Consider the following 17445-nt stretch of genomic DNA (forward strand, 5'->3'; position numbering starts at 1 on the left):
CCGTCTCCTCCATCATTCCGTAACCATAAATATCAAAGGGGAGAGCTACAGAATTAAAGAAAAGAAAAAGGCTGGGTTTTTCAAACCAGATTCTACGGAAGATAAAGATTCATAATTGCTCGATGTAGGGAATTTTCAACTGCTACTTTTGGGGATTATTAAGTTGGTGTTGACATAGAGAACCAAGTCCTTTTATTATGAAGAAGTCTACCGAGTTAACCCTTTAAGAAGGAATCCATTTCAACGCATGCCATCACTCAGGCTCCTTCACCATGTAGATCATTCTGAAGGTATGACACCGGGTCAATATCGGGATAGTATGAAGACTTGATTCATCTATGCTCAAGAGCCCGTCCTATTTACCCAAGTAGTATTACTTAATTACGGAGCCATGAATCAAAAAAGTCCCGGTAGCCTTCCTTCATGACCCGACTTGAGAACTTCCCAAATGCATAATCCCGGTTATCCATTGAGACGTTAAGTGGTGACGCAGCCGCCATATTCACAAGCTCGAACCAATTCTTCTCGTTTCCTGAGAAGGCATGCTTCGAGCTGATATGGTCGTAACAAGGATGCTCTGGTTTAACCACGATTTTGCCCATCGCTAATGCTTCCGTAAGCGGCATAGCAAACGTATCAAATTTCGAACAGCTCCAATACACCTTCGATGAATTCATAAGCGCAAATATCTCATCCTGTGTTAAAGCGAACTGTAATTTCACATTGTCTGGAATATTATATTTCTTCATACTTTCTTTGTATCGTACTCCACCAAAGACCATAAATACTTCTTTATCTGGATTCTGCCGTGCATATTCCAGCACTAGATCTGGGCGTCTATTCTCCTCGTCTCTACCGATCCAGAGCACACGGTTCTGGATCACTTGTGATGGATCAAAGTGCCGTTCTGCTAAGGCTTCACTGAACCCAATGGGAATGACCGTCACATCTTCTACACCAAAGTTCCGATCCAGTTCACGTTTAAGAAATTCCGTCTGCACGACAGCTTTGTCAACCATCTGATAAAAGGGCTTCATCATCTCATAGCCCGTTAATGCCGGATCCGGGAAACTATGTGGAAAAAGAACACTGTTCTTAACGAACATCTTCAAATATGTAAACCCCGAAACGGTATAGATCACATGCTCAATGTTATGTGAATGAATCTGATCCAATACAATATCATAGTTCACTAAATCGCCCTTCTCATGCTCGTAACCCGGAAGCCAATCATGCCCACTTACATGGCGTTCAGGAGATATAAATACAATTTCCACACCTAGCTCCCTACCTATTTGTTGCAGACGATCCGCAAATACACGGGGCCCCTGCGCTTCTGTAAACTGAATTTTTCTCATGACCAAACCTACTTTTTTCATGAATTCCCCACCTATTCCTAATCAATATTCATTAGTATCACTATACCAGAAGACATGGGGAAACATTAAGTCGTTGAACCTTATAACAAACGAAAGAACAACGGCAATCTACTTAGGTAGACTACCGTTGCTCCTATTTCACTCTTATATTCACCTTATTCGTAGGAAGATGTTCTTGAACGGGGATGACACCTCCAAGTGCAACTGCCGCGTTCTTAACGGTATTCGTCACACTATGGAGTACTTCTCCGACATCATGGGCCGATTCGAGCAAAGGCTCTACGGCCTTTATCTTCCCTTTAACATCCCTCGTAATTTGATTCGCCGTATGAATTAGTTGTGTCGATTCATTCGTCAAGCCATGAACGGCATTCCGTACCTCAGCTAGTGTCCTGTTCGTCTCCTCTAATGAAACCGTGCCTTTTTGAAGTAGACGAACAAGATAATAAATACCTGTTGCAAAAGCAAGTGCAATCACGGCCACACTAATCTCAATAATCATGGACTACCCCTCCCTCTTATATATCCCATCCTATGTAGGAGGATTTGAGATTATTCGGATAGAGAGCAAAAAAGCTATGACTCTGTAGATTCTATAGGCGTTTTCGTGAAGTGATGTTCGATCTTTTTACTTATGAACAAGGATAGGCCAATAAACAAGAAGACATACAGCAATTGAAACGGATGCTCTACAAATCTCCTCAGATCATAACCAATATAAGATACATAAAATATCATGATAGCTTTGCCAAAAAACACAGCAATAAAAAAGGATCGAAGCCGCATACCCGCTACTCCCGACGCTATATTAATAACAACAAAAGGTCCTACGGGAAATATACTAAGTAGAAATACGTAACTAAAGGCATTTCGTCGAATCCATATCATACTTTTCTGAACCTTAGGTTTCTGAGCCCACTTCTGGAGATAAGGCGTTGACGCTACCTTGCGCACGACCATAAAAGTGACCAGACAACCACAGATCATGCCGATCCACGAATATAGGAATCCAAGCCAAAGTCCGTATACGGCAGCATTCACACCTACAATCACAAACGTCGGTAGTGGTGGAATGAAGGATTTCATAAATGTTAATAGAATGCCCGGCAAAGGGCCGAAATCTCGATATCGATCCAGTATTTCCTTTATATTCTCTTCTGTCAGAATCGACATGATATCCAGCGTACCCATCACTTTATACACCTACTTTAGCTCTATCATTTAGACTTTCTTATTCATTATAATCATTTTATCTGTAATCAACCTGTAAAGATATTTAATTTGTGTAAACATTGTAGCCACCTCGTGTATAATCGGTTACAGCTTCACAATAGATCATGGTAAACTGAAGATCAGACTAGATGATGCAGGGAGGTAAGCATGATGAACGATGCAGAGCATGTACAACTTGAAAATATATTAATTCTAGATCGAATGAATGACCTAACGGTAAGCGACGCACTCTACCCATTTGCTTTAGACGAACTTCTATGCAGACATACAGGGAAAGGCGGACCCGCCGTATGCCATATTTGGCGTCATCCTAGAGCCTTTATTATGGGGCTCCGTGATAGTCGATTGCCACAAGCAGAGCAGTCAAGACAATGGCTTGAATCACAAGATTATGAAGTTGCCATTCGCAATTCAGGAGGTGCAGCTGTTCCATTAGACCTCGGAGTCGTCAATATTTCGCTGATTTTACCCAAACAAGCTCAAGCCGATCTTCATTTCCACCGCGATTTTGAACGGATGTACAAGCTCATTCAACTGGCTCTAATAGAAACAGGTTCCTATGTTGATAAAGGCGAAATCGCCGGAGCTTATTGCCCAGGCGATTTCGATTTAAGTATTGCTGGACGCAAGTTCTGTGGCATTGCCCAACGCCGCCAAGCACACGCTTACGTTGTACAAGCGTTTGTCATTGCCGAAGGCTCAGGTCAAGAACGAGCCCAGCTTGTGCATGAATTCTATAAGCAAGCTACTACAGGTGCAGATAGCTTAGATGATTATCCGCAAGTAGTAACGAATAGCACCGCAAGTCTAGAGGAATTAACGAACATGAAGCAAGGCGCAGCCCATACCTTCGCCGATGCTGTGAAACGAGTCATTCAGAGTCATCAGACACCCTCTGTTTTAACGGATACAGCTAGCAAGCTATACTTACCCGCAGTATGTGAAGTTCTAAAAATGACTAAGACACTACGTACCCGCTATGAAGTGAAGTCGTAGAGATTTACTGCCCTTTCTTACTGCTCCACCTTATCCGGTGCTTCAATATTCTTCCTAGGTGTTCCCGTTAGCCCATATTCTTCATCATAGGCGTCAAATATCTTTCGAGCCACGGGAGCTGCACTTTGAGAACCGAACCCTCCCTCAGGGATCACAACCGCAATCGCCAGCTTAGGGTTATCACGAGGAGCAAAGGCTATGAATATTCCGTTATCTCTCATTGTTCCTTTGGCATCCTGTTGAGAAGTTCCTGTCTTCCTAGCATAATCATAAGGAAAGCCATCAAAGGCAGCTAAGTTTTGCGTGTTCATTCCTTGTATAACTTCACGCCAGAAACTTTGATCAAATTGCACTTCATCTAATATTTCTGGTCCGAACTTTTTAACCGTCTTCCCACTTTGATCTTTGATTTCGCTCACCAGTTGCGGTTTAATCCGCTTGCCTTCATTTGCTAACATGGCGGTGTACTGTGCTAACTGTATTGTCATATATTGACCCTGTTGACCGAATGATGCATAAGATAACGCCGCTAAATAACTGCCCGCCTGTTCAATATTCTTATAACCGAGTCTACCTAGATACTCATTCGGTAAATCTACGCCCGTGGAGACACCCAGACCAAATTTTTTCATATGTTTATCCCATACGCCAATTCCTTGCTCACCCGGATACTTTCTGTTCAACCTCTTACCTACCATATCGACCATAAAAGCATTCGATGATTCCTGAATGGCACGTGTAGGATCAATTTGACCAATGACATGACCCGAGGAATTCCTGATCGCTGTCTCATGCCCTTCTTTACCGATGTATGCGACACCTTGATCTGAATAATAGTCATTTATACCGAACAAGTTTTCTTCCAAACCAATCAGTACGCTGAGCGGCTTAATCGTCGATCCAAGCAGCAACATAGAATCAAGACCATTCCCAGATTTACCCGAGCTGATTGGGGTAATCGTGCCATTCTGATAATTGGCTTGTATCTTCTCCCAATCCTCGGTAGAAATGTTCTTACTTCCTGACGATCTCCACACATTCGTATCGTAGTCTGGCATGCTAGCCATCGCAATGATATTGCCCGTGTCCACTTCCATAGCTACAGCGTATCCTGTAAGAGCATTAGGCTGAGGCTTACTACTATTGGAGCGTAATAAACGGAGCTGGTCCATAATAGCAGTCTCAGTCTTTAACTGGACATTCTTATTAATGGTCATGTAGATATCATGACCTTTCTCAGGCGGAACCACATTCTCTACACCGATCGCCATATTCTGGGGATTGATAGCAACCTCGTTATACCCATTCTTTCCTCTCAAATCATCCTGAAAGGTCATTTCCAAGCCATCGAAACCGACAATTTCATCCTCCGTATACGTTAACCCTGGATCATTGACAGCCTCGGGGTCTCTTTGAAGCGCATCGATTAGACTATATTTCTGTGATCCATCTGAATCCTTCGCTTTCTCGGAGCTTTTGAAATATTTAATATAGCCTACCGTCTGTGTCGCTATCGTGTCTGGGTGATAGTGACGAACACTCTCCTCTACGATATCAATACCCGGGAAATCGGCCTTATGCTCAGAAAAATAAGCAACCTCTTCATCACTCAACTCAGCCTTAATTCGGCGAGGAGCAAATCCTGAAATCTTAGTAGATTCTAAATCCATAGCACTGACAATGTTGTCCTTCGTGAGCCTCTCCGCTTTAGGATCACCCAGATCATTAAATATCTTCTCCATATCCCCAGCTAGTTGAAATGCTTCCGGTCTAACCCTAGCCTTATCTTTCTTAATAGCTTTATCTTTATTCAAGCTGTAATCCTTCTTCAGTGTTATAAAAAGGGATTGCATCGGAGTTGAATAGGCAATAGCCGTATGTGTTGCATCATAAATGGTCCCTCTTACAGGTGGCAGCGCAATAATCTTCACCCGATTATTCGTTTCCTTGATGGCTAACTTAGGGCCTTCTACAAATTGGAGAACAGCCAGTCTTATAATAATGATGCAAAAAATAAAGAATGTACTGAAAAAGAATGCATTAAGTCGTAGATTGAAACTCTTGTTGTCCATATCCTGATCAGAACGATGATTTGAAGTTAACATTCGTTTTCTCCTTTACAACATATAAACCTGAAAGGGATATATGGAAATATGAATATGCGACTTAGATATGTAATCTGTAATTGGATATATTCGTATTACTAATAACGCCAATTGTACCATACCTTTCAACATATTTGGTAAATAATAGACTCTCATTCTTGGGGATTTACGACAATAACCTAAAGAGCGGTCCACCCTATGATTTCATAGTGTGGACCGCTCTTTGTTCAAACACTTTTATAGTAGACAGATGGCCTTCCAAGCTAAGTCCCGTCACACTTGTCTTGTCTTGGCTCGATTTAGTAATCCGCCTCTAAATAAAACTACATTATGGCTTATCGAAGTAACCAACAGCGATGGCATGATCAATCATGAGTTTAAAGAATGCCTCATTAGGTTCCTGGCATGTCACATTAGAGGGCAATAAATACTCGCTCGTCTGTGGACAGGTGTATCTGTAGATGGAGTTTTTCGCGCCATCTCCCTCTAATTGGGCCATCGCTAGCTCCAATCCAGCCTGTTCCTTTGGTTGGCTACTATCTAATACCCACGCTTCGTACGCTGTCCAATCCAAAAGGGTGATGTCATACCCATATTTGTGAAAGAATCCGATCATTTCTTCATATGGAATTTGTATAGGATTGCAAATATGAAACATCTTCCCTACCGTATCCTCATGATGCATCAATGCCGTAATAGCTTGTCCAGCGTAATCGATTGGCGTAATATCAACCTGCCAACTGACCTGAGGTGCCTTTTTCAACAATAGCATTCCTTTGAGCATTCTATAGAATGCATTACTATCAATATTGCTCTGAAATGCTCCTGTACGAGAGTGACAGGATAAATTGCCCACACGGTATACCGTTACCGCAACGCCCTCTTCCTGACAAGTTCTGACTACGAGCTTCTCCGCTTCAAGCTTGCTGTTCGTATATACATTCTCAATGCTCACCGTATAATCGTAAGTATCATGATCCATAAATGTCTGCCACTGATCACTCGATGCCAAGTCTTCTGGAATTCCTAATGTAGATACAAAGTGAAAGCGAATATGTGATTTCCTTCTGGCGATATCAAGAAGTCGATTCGTACTCTCTACATTAACTCTGGCAAAGTACTCAGGTTCTCCGAAGTGTTTCACTTCGGCTGCGCAGTGAATAATCGAATCAATCTTGTCATGCAATATAGCCATAACCGTATCATGTATCCCTAATTGTTCTTTCTCCAGATCCCCTTGTACAGCAACAATTCGCCCATCCATCTTATTTACAATACTACTTCCAAAATAAGACCTCATTGTGTCTGTCAGACGCTTGTATGGATCTTCAGAACCCGATGAACGGACCAAGCAGTAAATGACAGCCTCGGTAGTATACAACAGCTCATACAGTAGGTGTGAACCCAAGTAACCCGTAGCTCCTGTTAATAAAATATTCTGATAGATGTATTCATGAGTTACCCTTGGGGTATTCGCCATAAATGAACGAGGAAATTCCTCTAAGTCTTGAATCAGGGAAGGATCGATTACACTGTCATGGATCACAACAGTGGACTTTAGTTCGAGAACTCTTTCTGCCAATTGTGCAATGGTAGGAAAGGCGAAGAAATCGTTTATTTTTAAATTTGGAAACTTAGGCTTTAATATAACGAGAATCTCCAATATCTTCAGTGAATGCCCTCCAACTTCGAAGAAATCATCATGAATACCGATGCGTGTCCGTTTGATCGCTTTCTCCCAAGCCGCTGAAATTTCTTGCTCCAGTTCATTTCGAGGAGCGTCATAATGCGTATTCTCCTCTTCCACTACCTCCACTTCATACACCGCAAGCTGTTTGCGATCTATTTTACCCGTAGGAGATACTGGCATCACTTCCAAATAACCGAAGTGACTCGGAATCATATAGGCCGGCACCTTCGTGCTTAGAGATTGGACGAGTTCATGCTTGCCTATCGCATCTCCATCCTTTGAAGTATAAAAGGCAACCAATATTTTCGTTCCGTCCGCTTCTTCTTTGGCAATGATGGCAACATCTTTGATATTATCGAGTTTGGCTAGGTTATCCTCTATTTCTCCAATTTCGATCCGATATCCTCTGATCTTAACCTGTAAATCCTTTCTGCCCATGTACTGTATGCCATTCTCCGTTAATGTGACCATGTCACCCGAACGATAATATCTTTTGCCGGAATTCGGGTTCATAGGATCGGAGACAAATACTTCATCTGTCTTTGCTTGTTGATTCAAATAGCCCTTTGCCATACCTATGGAACTGATCAGCAATTCCCCCATAACGTTCAATGGACAAAGTTGATTATTCTCGTTCACAATAAGCACTTCGTAATTCGAGATTGGTGTCCCGATACAAATGTTAGATAATTGATCCGGAACTTCATAATCAATAGTATGCGTGGTCGTCACGACCGTTACCTCTGTAGGACCATATGCATTTACGATGATAGGTCTGTGATTAAGCTTCTTCTGGAATACCCGAACGGACTCCCCAGTCAAAGCTTCGCCGCCAATGACAAGACTCTTAATCTGGCTGTGCTTCGGTGCGTCCTCATCACTGAGATATGCGGATAACTGATTGAAGAATACCGTAGGCAGAATACCAATACGCGTTGCCTTGACCTCTTCAATAGCTGCTGTAAATGATTCAATCGAGAAACGCTGTTCATTGGAAAGTAAATGTAGCCTAGCACCACTACTTATCGAACTAAATATGTCATATACCGATGCATCGAAGCTAAAGGTAGAATACTGCATGATCACATCTTCTTCGTTCAACTCCAGGTGATTCATCGTTGCAGTGGCAAGGTTAATAACACCTGCATGCGCGATCATAACCCCTTTAGGCTTACCTGTAGAGCCCGAAGTGTAGATCACATAAGCCAGATCGTCTCCATCTATCTGTACATCGATAGGATCCTGAGGATACAAATGAAGTTGAGTATCTATGCAGAAGACCGCATCGTCTGCACCATGTTGATCCAATAACACGTCTAACCTGGCTGTATAGTGATCTTTTGTAATGATAAATTTAGATTGTGTATCCTTTATAATGTAGGCATTCCGATCGTCTGGGTGCTCTGGATCAAGAGGGACATATGCTCCACCAGCTTTCAGAACACCAAGCATCCCTATAATGGCTTCGATACTTCTCTCCATGAATATGGAGACAAATCCACCTTTAACAAGCCCTTTAGCTAACAACATATGAGCTACTTGATTGGACAATTGATCCAACTGGCTATAAGTTAAGCGCGTAATTCCAGAAGAAAGAGCTATTCTATTGGGAAAACGACTTAACACCGATTGAAGCATCGCGGGAACGCTCATCGCAAGCGGAAGCTCCATTGCTGTATCGTTAAGTACATCATAGGCTTCCACGTCTTCTTCAGTCAGCATTGGTATACTTCCAATAGAAATATCCTCCGTCACCATTGCAGCCTTTACAATGTACTGGAAGTGACGCGCAAATTTACGAATAGTGCTCTCTTTGAACAGATTTTTGTGATAAGCAATGTGGATCACCCATTGGCCTTCTTCTTCCTGTACAGACCAGTTTAGTGAACTATCCTCAAGCATACTATCCACACCATAGATCGTCTTCACAATGGCAGATTGCCCAACCATTTCTTCAATTACCGAGACGGGTAAGCTGGCCGCATAGGTATGTTCCAATTTATCTGAAATCTGTGTAAACAATTCTTGAAATGAAATATTCCCTTCACAAAACGTCCGGAACGGTAATACATTTCCTCTGCTATCTTTTACGCCTATTACCAGATCTTTCTCACCTGTCATTCTATACAGAAACGCTATATAGCAACTAAGCATCCAACCATGCATATCACTTCGATCTTTAAACTTGTTGATCTTCTCTGCATCTACATTCAATAAAAAGGTTGTTTGCTGCACCTCTCTAACCGTGGGGTGTTTAGGGAAATCCGTATATATATCGAATGTGGATAGAGGAGCCTTAAGCTCCTCCAACCAATATGTCTTGATATGCTCTGCCATCAACAAAGTATTCACAGTATCCGCTCCTTACCTATATCTCTATCTTTTCTATCTATCTTTTCTATCTCTCTATCTAGAATTGCAGTGAATAAGAAACTCATGCTATTATTTGTGACTGTCATTCGCAGACGACACGTCATTACTAAATCTTCAATCCGTCGACTAGGACTTCTAGTTCATCAGAAATATGATTCAAATGCTCCGCTGATTTGACAAGTTTATCAGAGGAAGAGCGTTGTTCCTGAGCTCTTTCCATAATCTGATCTGCGACTACTGCATTCTTCTCTGCCAATACAGCAAGTTGCTTGATCGAGGATGTGACCTGTTCTGTCTCTGCCACCATTTCCTCCGTTGCAGCAGAAACCTCTTGAATCTGACTTGTAACGGACTCCGTAGCGACTAATATTCCCTCAAACAACATACCCGTTTCTTTCACAATCTCAATACCTACTTCTACGTTCTGTTCGCCCTCGTTAATCGCCGATACAGCTATTAATGTTTCTTGTTGAATATGATGGACTAGCTCTGTAATTTTCTCAGCTGATTTCCCCGACTGTTCAGATAACTTCTTCACCTCGTTAGCAACAACTGCGAATCCCCGTCCCTCTTCTCCTGCTCTAGCCGCTTCAATGCTGGCATTTAAAGACAGAAGGTTGGTTTGTGAGGCAATCTCTGTGATGACTTGTACGATCTCACCAATTTCTCCAGAACGCTTCTGAAGCTGTTCAATTGAAATCACCGAATTTAAGACAGATTTCTGAATCGAGTCCATCTGGCTCATCACTCTACCTACATTGTCACTACCTTGCTGAGACTGTTCTCTCATTTGCATAGACGTATCCGTTAACATCGTGTTGCTTGCAGCAATCGTACCTACTCCTGAGGAAATTTCCTCAAGTGACGTCACACTCTCCGATATAGACTTACTTTGCTGAGATACCCGTTCCGATATCTCCTCAATATTCGTCGTAATTGCCATGGAGTTCGCATGACTATCCTCCACAGTAGAGAACAACATTTTGGATTCCTCAGCTGATTCTGTAGATACCGTTTTGATTGTCGTTACTAAGCTATTTATATTATTTACGGTCATATTAAACTTCTCGGCTACCTTACCAAGTTCATCTTTACCCGTTGCTAATTGAACACTAAAGTCTCCCTGACTTAGCTTATCCAAGGCGCCCATCAAATCTTTCACCGGAGCAAAGGTTCGCTTCAAAGTGAAATATTGCATCGTTATTATAACGATCAATGTCGCTAGTAAAACTAGTGTCGTATATTTAACTAATTCTTGCTTACCTTCTGCAATTAAGCTTGCATCGATATCCATGGCCATATATGCGAATACAGTTCCTGTACTATCTTGAAGGGGGGAAAGTACCGTTACCCAATTCCCATAATCATCGTTATACGGTTTAGTGAAGGTCATCTGCTTCGTCTTCATCATGTCCTTAAGAGCATTTACGATAAGGGTAGGCTGATCATACATGTCTCCTAAATGCATACCCTCCGCTTCAAAGATATCTAATATGGCTGTTGGAAAAGCAATATTAGACGTTTTATAGCCGTCCTCAAGTTCAGAACCATAGATATATCCTTGTGCAACGTTAGGGTGTACAATGGACAATTCATCAAATATCCCCATTAATTTCTTCTGAATGGGTGAATTACGGTCAGTGTTCGCCTTTGCCTCTGCTGCCTCTTCGGGTGTTACTTTGTTGATCCAAGCAGTCATAATTTTTTCTGAATCTGAATTTAATTGATTTGTCAGAACCCGTCCCTGAATATAATTACTGGATGCAATTAATATACTGCCTGTCAAGATGATGAATAGACTCGTCAAAAGCATATTTTTAGTAACAATACTTCTTTTGGTGAAAAATCCAAATAATTGTGGCAACTTCATTTCCTATCTCCTCTTGTTATGTAATTTACTTTGGTTTAGGTAATTCGGCTGACTATATAGACAAATCTACGTAATACTAAAATACCCCCTTTACTGATCGTTCCATAAATATTCTGCTAAAAATCCAAAAAAAAAGATGCCTATATCGCAAAAACTGCCATAGGCACCACCAAATCAAGTGCAACTGGCTGACATTTCCTCGAGGAAGTAGTCCCTATAGCTTTGCGTCACTACTTTTCAGTAGTTTTGCCGATATGCTTTTCCAAGAACTAGAAACAGAATAGTTCCATATTACTACCGTTTTGGATATTTTTCTACACACTTTCATTATTTTCTGAAAATATTGTAAAATCTTTCCGTTACAATCATACTTCTTGAAAAAAAGCAGAAAAAAAGTAGGACCATGGGTATCCTGCTCCTAACGCCAACTCAAGGATTAGATCTCTTCACCCAACTACACAAGAACCATAGTACCTATATATTTACGAGCCTCCGCTGTTAACAACAGTACGATACATGGTCCTTCACCTGCACCCATAAATGTCACTTTAGCCCCCTCATCGGACCGTGCCACAGAATATCTTGATTTCATGGCTCACGAAGGGGCGGAGACCATACATATTTGCTAAGTCTGGAACAGTACCTTTTCATTATACAAAAGCGCTACTATAGACACTGCATACTGCATCATAAAAGGCATAATACAACACCAAAAAGGCACCCCGATGAGTGGATGCCTTTTTGGTGCCTTTCGCATGTTCTACCATGGAGCTATAGACTTATGAGCGATCTGTAGCCTTAGAATAAATCCATACTTAAGTAACGCTCACCTGTATCAGGAGCGATACATACTACTCTTTTACCTGCGCCTAATTTCTTAGCTACCTGAATCGCCGCATAGACAGATGCACCTGAGGACGGGCCTACCAGCACCCCTTCCAAACGCGCTAAATCCTTCATCATTCCAATCGCATGTTCATCCGAAATTTGAATAATTTCATCATATATATCTGTGTTTAGGATACTTGGCACAAAACCCGGGCTTGTTCCCACCAATTTATGTGGGCCCGGCACTCCTCCTGATAGAACTGGCGATCCTTGCGGTTCAACCACAGCAATGTGAATATTCGGTAAAGCCTTACGCAACGTCTCGCCTGTACCGGTAATTGTCCCCCCAGTACCTGCTGTAGCTACGAACGCATCAAGCCGGTGCTCCATCTGCTCCAGAATTTCCGGCGCTGTCGTCATCCGATGGATATCAGGATTAGCTGGATTCTCGAATTGTTGTGGGATGAAACTGCCCGGAATCCCTTCCTGTAGCTCCAGCGCCTTAGCAATAGAGCCTGGCATTCTTTCGCTACTTGGCGTCAAAACCACATCCGCACCGTAAGCTTTCAATATATTAATTCTTTCCTTGGACATGTTATCCGGCATGATCAGAATCGCCTTATACCCTTTGGCTGCTGCAATCATCGCAATCCCAATTCCTGTGTTGCCACTCGTAGGTTCAATAATCGTTCCTCCGGGGGTTAGGAGACCATTCTTCTCAGCCGTATCAATCAGATTAAACGCAGCTCGATCCTTCACACTTCCCGAGGGGTTAAACATTTCTAACTTCACATATACATCAGCGGCTCCATCCGGAACCGTACGATTCAATCTCACCAATGGCGTACGTCCAATAAGTTCTGTTATATTCTGAGCAATAAGCACTGTTCATCTCTCCTCAGCTGTCTGGCTTTCTTACAATAAATTTAATTATTAGGATAACATAAAGCCTAGCGATATACTAGGAATAATCCAGATCTCATTCAGCTTTCCAAATATACAACAAACGCCTCATCAAAGAACGCCCCAACAGATCGTTCGAGATTCAGATCATCAAAGTGGGTCCCTTTGCTTTGATACATTTTAAAACTAACGGGTTTAAGGTCCTTGTAATATCGCTCTCGCGCTGCAACATAATCGGATTCTTCGACTTCCTTTTTTAGATGACTAAAATACGTTTTCCCTTGATCCCCTTCATGATCAGCACGTGAATGAAAGATCTCCTTCACTTCGATAACACTTGAATTTAATAATACTTCATACTCAGCCTCTTCCTCTTGGCCATCCCATGAGTTCTGTTCCTTGGCTATATAAATATATTTATCGGTACGTGTATCTTTATATCGTTTTATTTCTGAAAATGCGTTAAGACCCATATTGCCCAACATATCGCCATTCAGCGCCTGATCGCCATTAAATTTCATGTTGACTAATCCATCCTTATACAGGATGAGGGCAAGGTCAGAATCCACCATTGAATAACTTATCTCATTAATCCCGCCAAGTAACTCAGGAACTCCATCAAAGTTCAAATCTATTAAGATGTAATCTCTATCCGGTCTGGAACTTAACGTATTTACCCAAATCAATCGCTTTGCGAATTCTTGTTTAGCCAATTGTACCGCCTTCATTTTAGCTAATTCTTGCCTTTTACTCACAGGTAATGTTTCATACTTAACAGAGGCATCGCCCCTCACAAACAAGTTATCGCTAATCTTATAGAACACAACACCCTTTTCCTTTTTCATTTGAAACACGCCGACCTCTTTACCCTTTTTCAACGCACTGCTTGTTTTTTTCATGTTAGAACCGCTAATAATGTATGTCGTAGTATTCTTCAGAATGGTTACTTTACCGATATGTCCTTCTTTTAACAGAATGCCTCCCCAAGGTATCGAAACACTTGAAGATGCGGAAGGCTGATTATATGCAAGTGCTTCATTGCTAAAGGGAACTACGAGCAGTAGCACAACTAACCAAGACAGCATTCTAATTTTTTTCATATATACGTCTCCTTCAACCTATCCATTCACATAAGAATGAGCAACCTTCATAGAGGTCGCTCATCTTCATCTATATGTGTTCTGTCCTAATATCATTTATTCTTATATGCCTTTATTTGTTTTTCCGTTAAACTTCCGCCCTTTCGGTTATACTCAAGGAGCCTCCATGACTTTTTACCACTAACGCTAACCTCTTTTAGAAAAGCATAACCTACCGTGGGTGGTCCATAGATCTCTGCACTTTCTAGGACAGCCTTCTTCACCGCTGAGGTCCATAACTCCATAGGCAAAAGGTATTTCCCTGCTGATTTCACATTCTCCGTGTAAGGAAATTGATAGTTGGTAAAGTTCACATAATATAATCCATTTCCTAAGGCATAAAGTTTGTTCACCTGAGATGAAATCGGTCCATCCACTGCATTCTTCCCATAGTCTCGCATGAAAAAGTAACCATCCTTATACCTAACCAATTCCTGCTTATATTCACCCGTCTTTATATAATCCTTAGCTGCAATCGTACGTCCAAATAACTTCTGAGTCAGTTTGTTCACTTGTTTCGCAGAGTATACGTTATAGGTATAGGATACATCTTCATCGCCTATCGCTTCAATTTCAACCATGAATTCCTTCGGAATAGCCCTCGACACTGGCGTTAAGTCTTCACTAGTAAATATTACATCATCAGAAAGGAATCCGTTACGTATGTATTCCATGATCTCAAAGTCCGACATCTTCTTAACTACAATCGGGTCATATTCAGCAGTGAAATAATACAAGAAGGAGATGAGTTTGCTCTTGTCCGCTGTATTCAGTTTTGGATAGGTGTTCTTGAAAGAGGAAGCACTTGTTGCTGCTGATACAACCGAATGTACAGTTCCACTAAAGCATAATGTTGCAATGAATAATAACGCCAGCACCTTTTTCATTGAAATCCTCCATTTTCTGTCTTCTGCTATTTTGCTAGGTACATATATAACTCCCGTAGTATAACAAATTACCCATCTACCTGATAGGATATGATTACCATATATAGGACGATAGCATTGCTTTTTCTTCTGAAAAAGTGAGGAATAAATATATTTAGATCAGCTTTATGAAGAGCTTCGGCCATATTTTGATAAGGTAGGTATGATGAAAACGCCGAGTTCATAATGTGGAATACCGAGTTAGGCAAACTTAACATGTCAAACAAATCAAATCCGCAATTCTTATCTTTGCAATTTAATTAATTGAGTCTGCTAATTTAGCAATGTACTTCATTAGAATATTCATTTTAGAAAATGGGGTTATATGTTATATTAGTTATTGACCAATGGAAGAATTGACCATAAAATTATTAATAATACATATTATATATTTATTAGAGCAGTGAAGGGAGGCTATAGTTAATGAAGATAACTAGCATACGCGGATATCTGGAGGACTTCCTTAAGAAAAAAGGCGCAACGATTAATCAGTTTTCAGAAATATCCGGAGTTAATTCGGGTACGATCAGTAATATTATCAATGGTAATCGTCCTATTGCCATGCAGCAACTAGACCGTATCACGGATGGCATGGGACTTGCTCAAGGTACTTTTTATGATTTATATGTGGAGGAGTGCTTCTTACAATCCTCCCCTAATTGGCGTCGTATTCGTCCGTTTATATATCGTTGTGTGGAGCTGGACAAGCTGGAGTGTATTCAACGCGTGGTTGGGATAATGATGGATAATCTATCCTATACTAACGCATTATTTGATACAGCAGAAGATTTTTTTAAGCAAGGGAAGCACGCAGCAGCTGTGATGCTTTATGAGAGCGTGGTTGAGAGTGAAAAGTACCAGCATTCGGAGCGATTGGCTCTTTGTCAGTACCGCTTATTTACTATTGCTTTGGGTGACGACCAGGACTTGAATTTGCGAACTGCTGTGCAATTTGAAGGTTTTGTTGATCGGCTTGATGAAGTGGACCAGCTTGATGCACTGAAGGATTTAGCGAATACATATATTTCATTGCGTCGCTGGGAAAAGGTAGAGCAATTGGCCAAGGAAATGGGGAATAAAGCATCTATTCAGTACAAACACAGATATGAGGAGGCTAGAAAAGAGGAACTTCATAAAGAGCCCAGCATGCCGTTATTTTCATATATCTTATATTCTCATGTACTATGTTCATCCGTTTGTGATGAGCGCGGAGATTATGACCAAGCATTATATTATGTTTCTCTTTACTCAGATATGAGTTGGGTACAAGAGGATACACAGGAAGCATTACAGTTAATGAATCAATGTAAAGGTTGGGCGAAGGCTAATACCTATCTCTATAAGCTCATGAAGGGAGATATTGAGGTACTTCCGGAATATGTGGCATATATTGAACAACAGGAAGATGAAATTCTTCCAGCTTTATTTAAGATAATTCAAGCCGCCAATCTCTATCAGTTTAACGTCGATGATATGCTGTTACACTTTGAAAAAGGTATTTCTTCTTATAGAGATCGACATGAGGAAGTAGGAACCTATAACCGGCAAGTTATAGCGGATCGATATGCTCACTTTATGGCCGAGGTGGCTTTCTATTATCTAAGCAGAAAAAAATATGATATAGGTATAAATTGTATTTTAGAAAGTTTGGAATCTTCTGTTAAAATTAATTGTGAATCTTGTATTATCAGGTGTGTTGGTTTGTTCGAGCAATTCCGATATGCCACATCCTTTGAATCACAAACGGAATATCAAAAATTGATAAGTGAGGTGCAGAGACACAATGAGAAGAAAAATGGCTTCGCTAGTGGTAACATTTAGTTTATTGATAGTACTCCTTCCAGTGTTGAGTTCTGGCTCAGTTTCAGTAGGGATTGTTATTACACCTCTTACCCATGGTTCCGGAGGATGGTAATTGAAAGCGACAAATAATAAATTAGGGCGTTCTCGGAGTAATCCGAGAGCGCCTTTTTCGGCACCGTATAGTTATTAGTAATGCAATT

The 17445-nt window shown here is 41.2% G+C and carries 13 protein-coding genes and 1 riboswitch; of the genes, 3 read left to right on the plus strand and 10 right to left on the minus strand.

Annotation, left to right across the window (positions count from 1 at the left end; translation table 11 throughout):
• A partial coding sequence (locus tag J2T13_RS19550) for an ATP-binding protein (protein ID WP_429374102.1) occupies positions 1 to 115 on the plus strand: 115 nt, incomplete at its 5' end.
• A gap of 262 nt (positions 116 to 377) precedes the next feature.
• Here J2T13_RS19550 and J2T13_RS19555 read toward each other — a convergent pair.
• The 3 genes from J2T13_RS19555 to J2T13_RS19565 form a co-directional block, all read right to left on the minus strand.
• On the minus strand, positions 378 to 1379 hold the full coding sequence (locus J2T13_RS19555) for a glycosyltransferase (RefSeq protein WP_429374042.1): 1002 nt from the start codon (positions 1377 to 1379) through the stop codon (positions 378 to 380).
• Positions 1380 to 1512: 133 nt separating this feature from the next.
• Entirely contained in the window at positions 1513 to 1881 is a 369-nt protein-coding gene (locus J2T13_RS19560) for a DUF948 domain-containing protein (protein ID WP_429374043.1), read from the minus strand.
• Positions 1882 to 1955: 74 nt separating this feature from the next.
• A complete protein-coding gene (locus J2T13_RS19565; protein WP_429374044.1) occupies positions 1956 to 2570 on the minus strand; it encodes a TVP38/TMEM64 family protein in 615 nt (204 codons plus the stop codon).
• Positions 2571 to 2762: 192 nt separating this feature from the next.
• Here J2T13_RS19565 and J2T13_RS19570 point away from each other — a divergent pair, with 192 nt between their 5' ends.
• Complete coding sequence (locus tag J2T13_RS19570; RefSeq protein WP_429374103.1) at positions 2763 to 3608, plus strand: lipoate--protein ligase family protein; 846 nt, start codon at positions 2763 to 2765, stop codon at positions 3606 to 3608.
• 17 nt (positions 3609 to 3625) lie between these two features.
• Here the strand turns inward: J2T13_RS19570 and J2T13_RS19575 are convergent, their stop codons facing one another.
• From J2T13_RS19575 to J2T13_RS19605, 7 genes are all read right to left on the minus strand, one after another.
• Positions 3626 to 5713 (minus strand): peptidoglycan D,D-transpeptidase FtsI family protein, encoded by a 2088-nt coding sequence (locus tag J2T13_RS19575; RefSeq protein WP_429374045.1) that lies wholly within the window; start codon positions 5711 to 5713, stop codon positions 3626 to 3628.
• Between the two features lie 328 nt (positions 5714 to 6041).
• Positions 6042 to 9755, minus strand: a complete 3714-nt coding sequence (locus J2T13_RS19580) for an amino acid adenylation domain-containing protein (RefSeq protein ID WP_429374046.1) — start codon at positions 9753 to 9755, stop codon at positions 6042 to 6044.
• A gap of 127 nt (positions 9756 to 9882) precedes the next feature.
• Positions 9883 to 11646, minus strand: coding sequence for a methyl-accepting chemotaxis protein (locus J2T13_RS19585; protein WP_429374047.1), 1764 nt, complete (start codon positions 11644 to 11646; stop codon positions 9883 to 9885).
• A 176-nt stretch (positions 11647 to 11822) separates the two neighbouring features.
• Positions 11823 to 11907: riboswitch (cyclic di-GMP riboswitch) on the minus strand.
• 193 nt (positions 11908 to 12100) lie between these two features.
• Positions 12101 to 12238, minus strand: a complete 138-nt coding sequence (locus tag J2T13_RS19590) for a hypothetical protein (protein ID WP_429374048.1) — start codon at positions 12236 to 12238, stop codon at positions 12101 to 12103.
• 206 nt (positions 12239 to 12444) lie between these two features.
• Positions 12445 to 13359 (minus strand): cysteine synthase A, encoded by a 915-nt coding sequence (gene cysK / locus J2T13_RS19595; protein WP_429374049.1) that lies wholly within the window; start codon positions 13357 to 13359, stop codon positions 12445 to 12447.
• Positions 13360 to 13457: 98 nt separating this feature from the next.
• The gene (locus tag J2T13_RS19600) at positions 13458 to 14477 is read right to left on the minus strand and encodes a hypothetical protein (protein ID WP_429374050.1); all 1020 of its coding nucleotides are present in this window, start codon (positions 14475 to 14477) and stop codon (positions 13458 to 13460) included.
• Between the two features lie 92 nt (positions 14478 to 14569).
• Complete coding sequence (locus tag J2T13_RS19605; protein ID WP_429374051.1) at positions 14570 to 15403, minus strand: hypothetical protein; 834 nt, start codon at positions 15401 to 15403, stop codon at positions 14570 to 14572.
• A gap of 462 nt (positions 15404 to 15865) precedes the next feature.
• On the opposite strand from J2T13_RS19605, the gene J2T13_RS19610 reads away from it, so the two are divergent.
• Positions 15866 to 17263, plus strand: coding sequence for a transcriptional regulator (locus J2T13_RS19610; protein ID WP_429374052.1), 1398 nt, complete (start codon positions 15866 to 15868; stop codon positions 17261 to 17263).
• The last annotated feature ends 182 nt before the right edge of the window (positions 17264 to 17445 follow it).

It is taken from the genome of Paenibacillus sp. DS2015, assembly GCF_050433705.1.
GTDB lineage: Bacteria > Bacillota > Bacilli > Paenibacillales > Paenibacillaceae > Paenibacillus_AQ.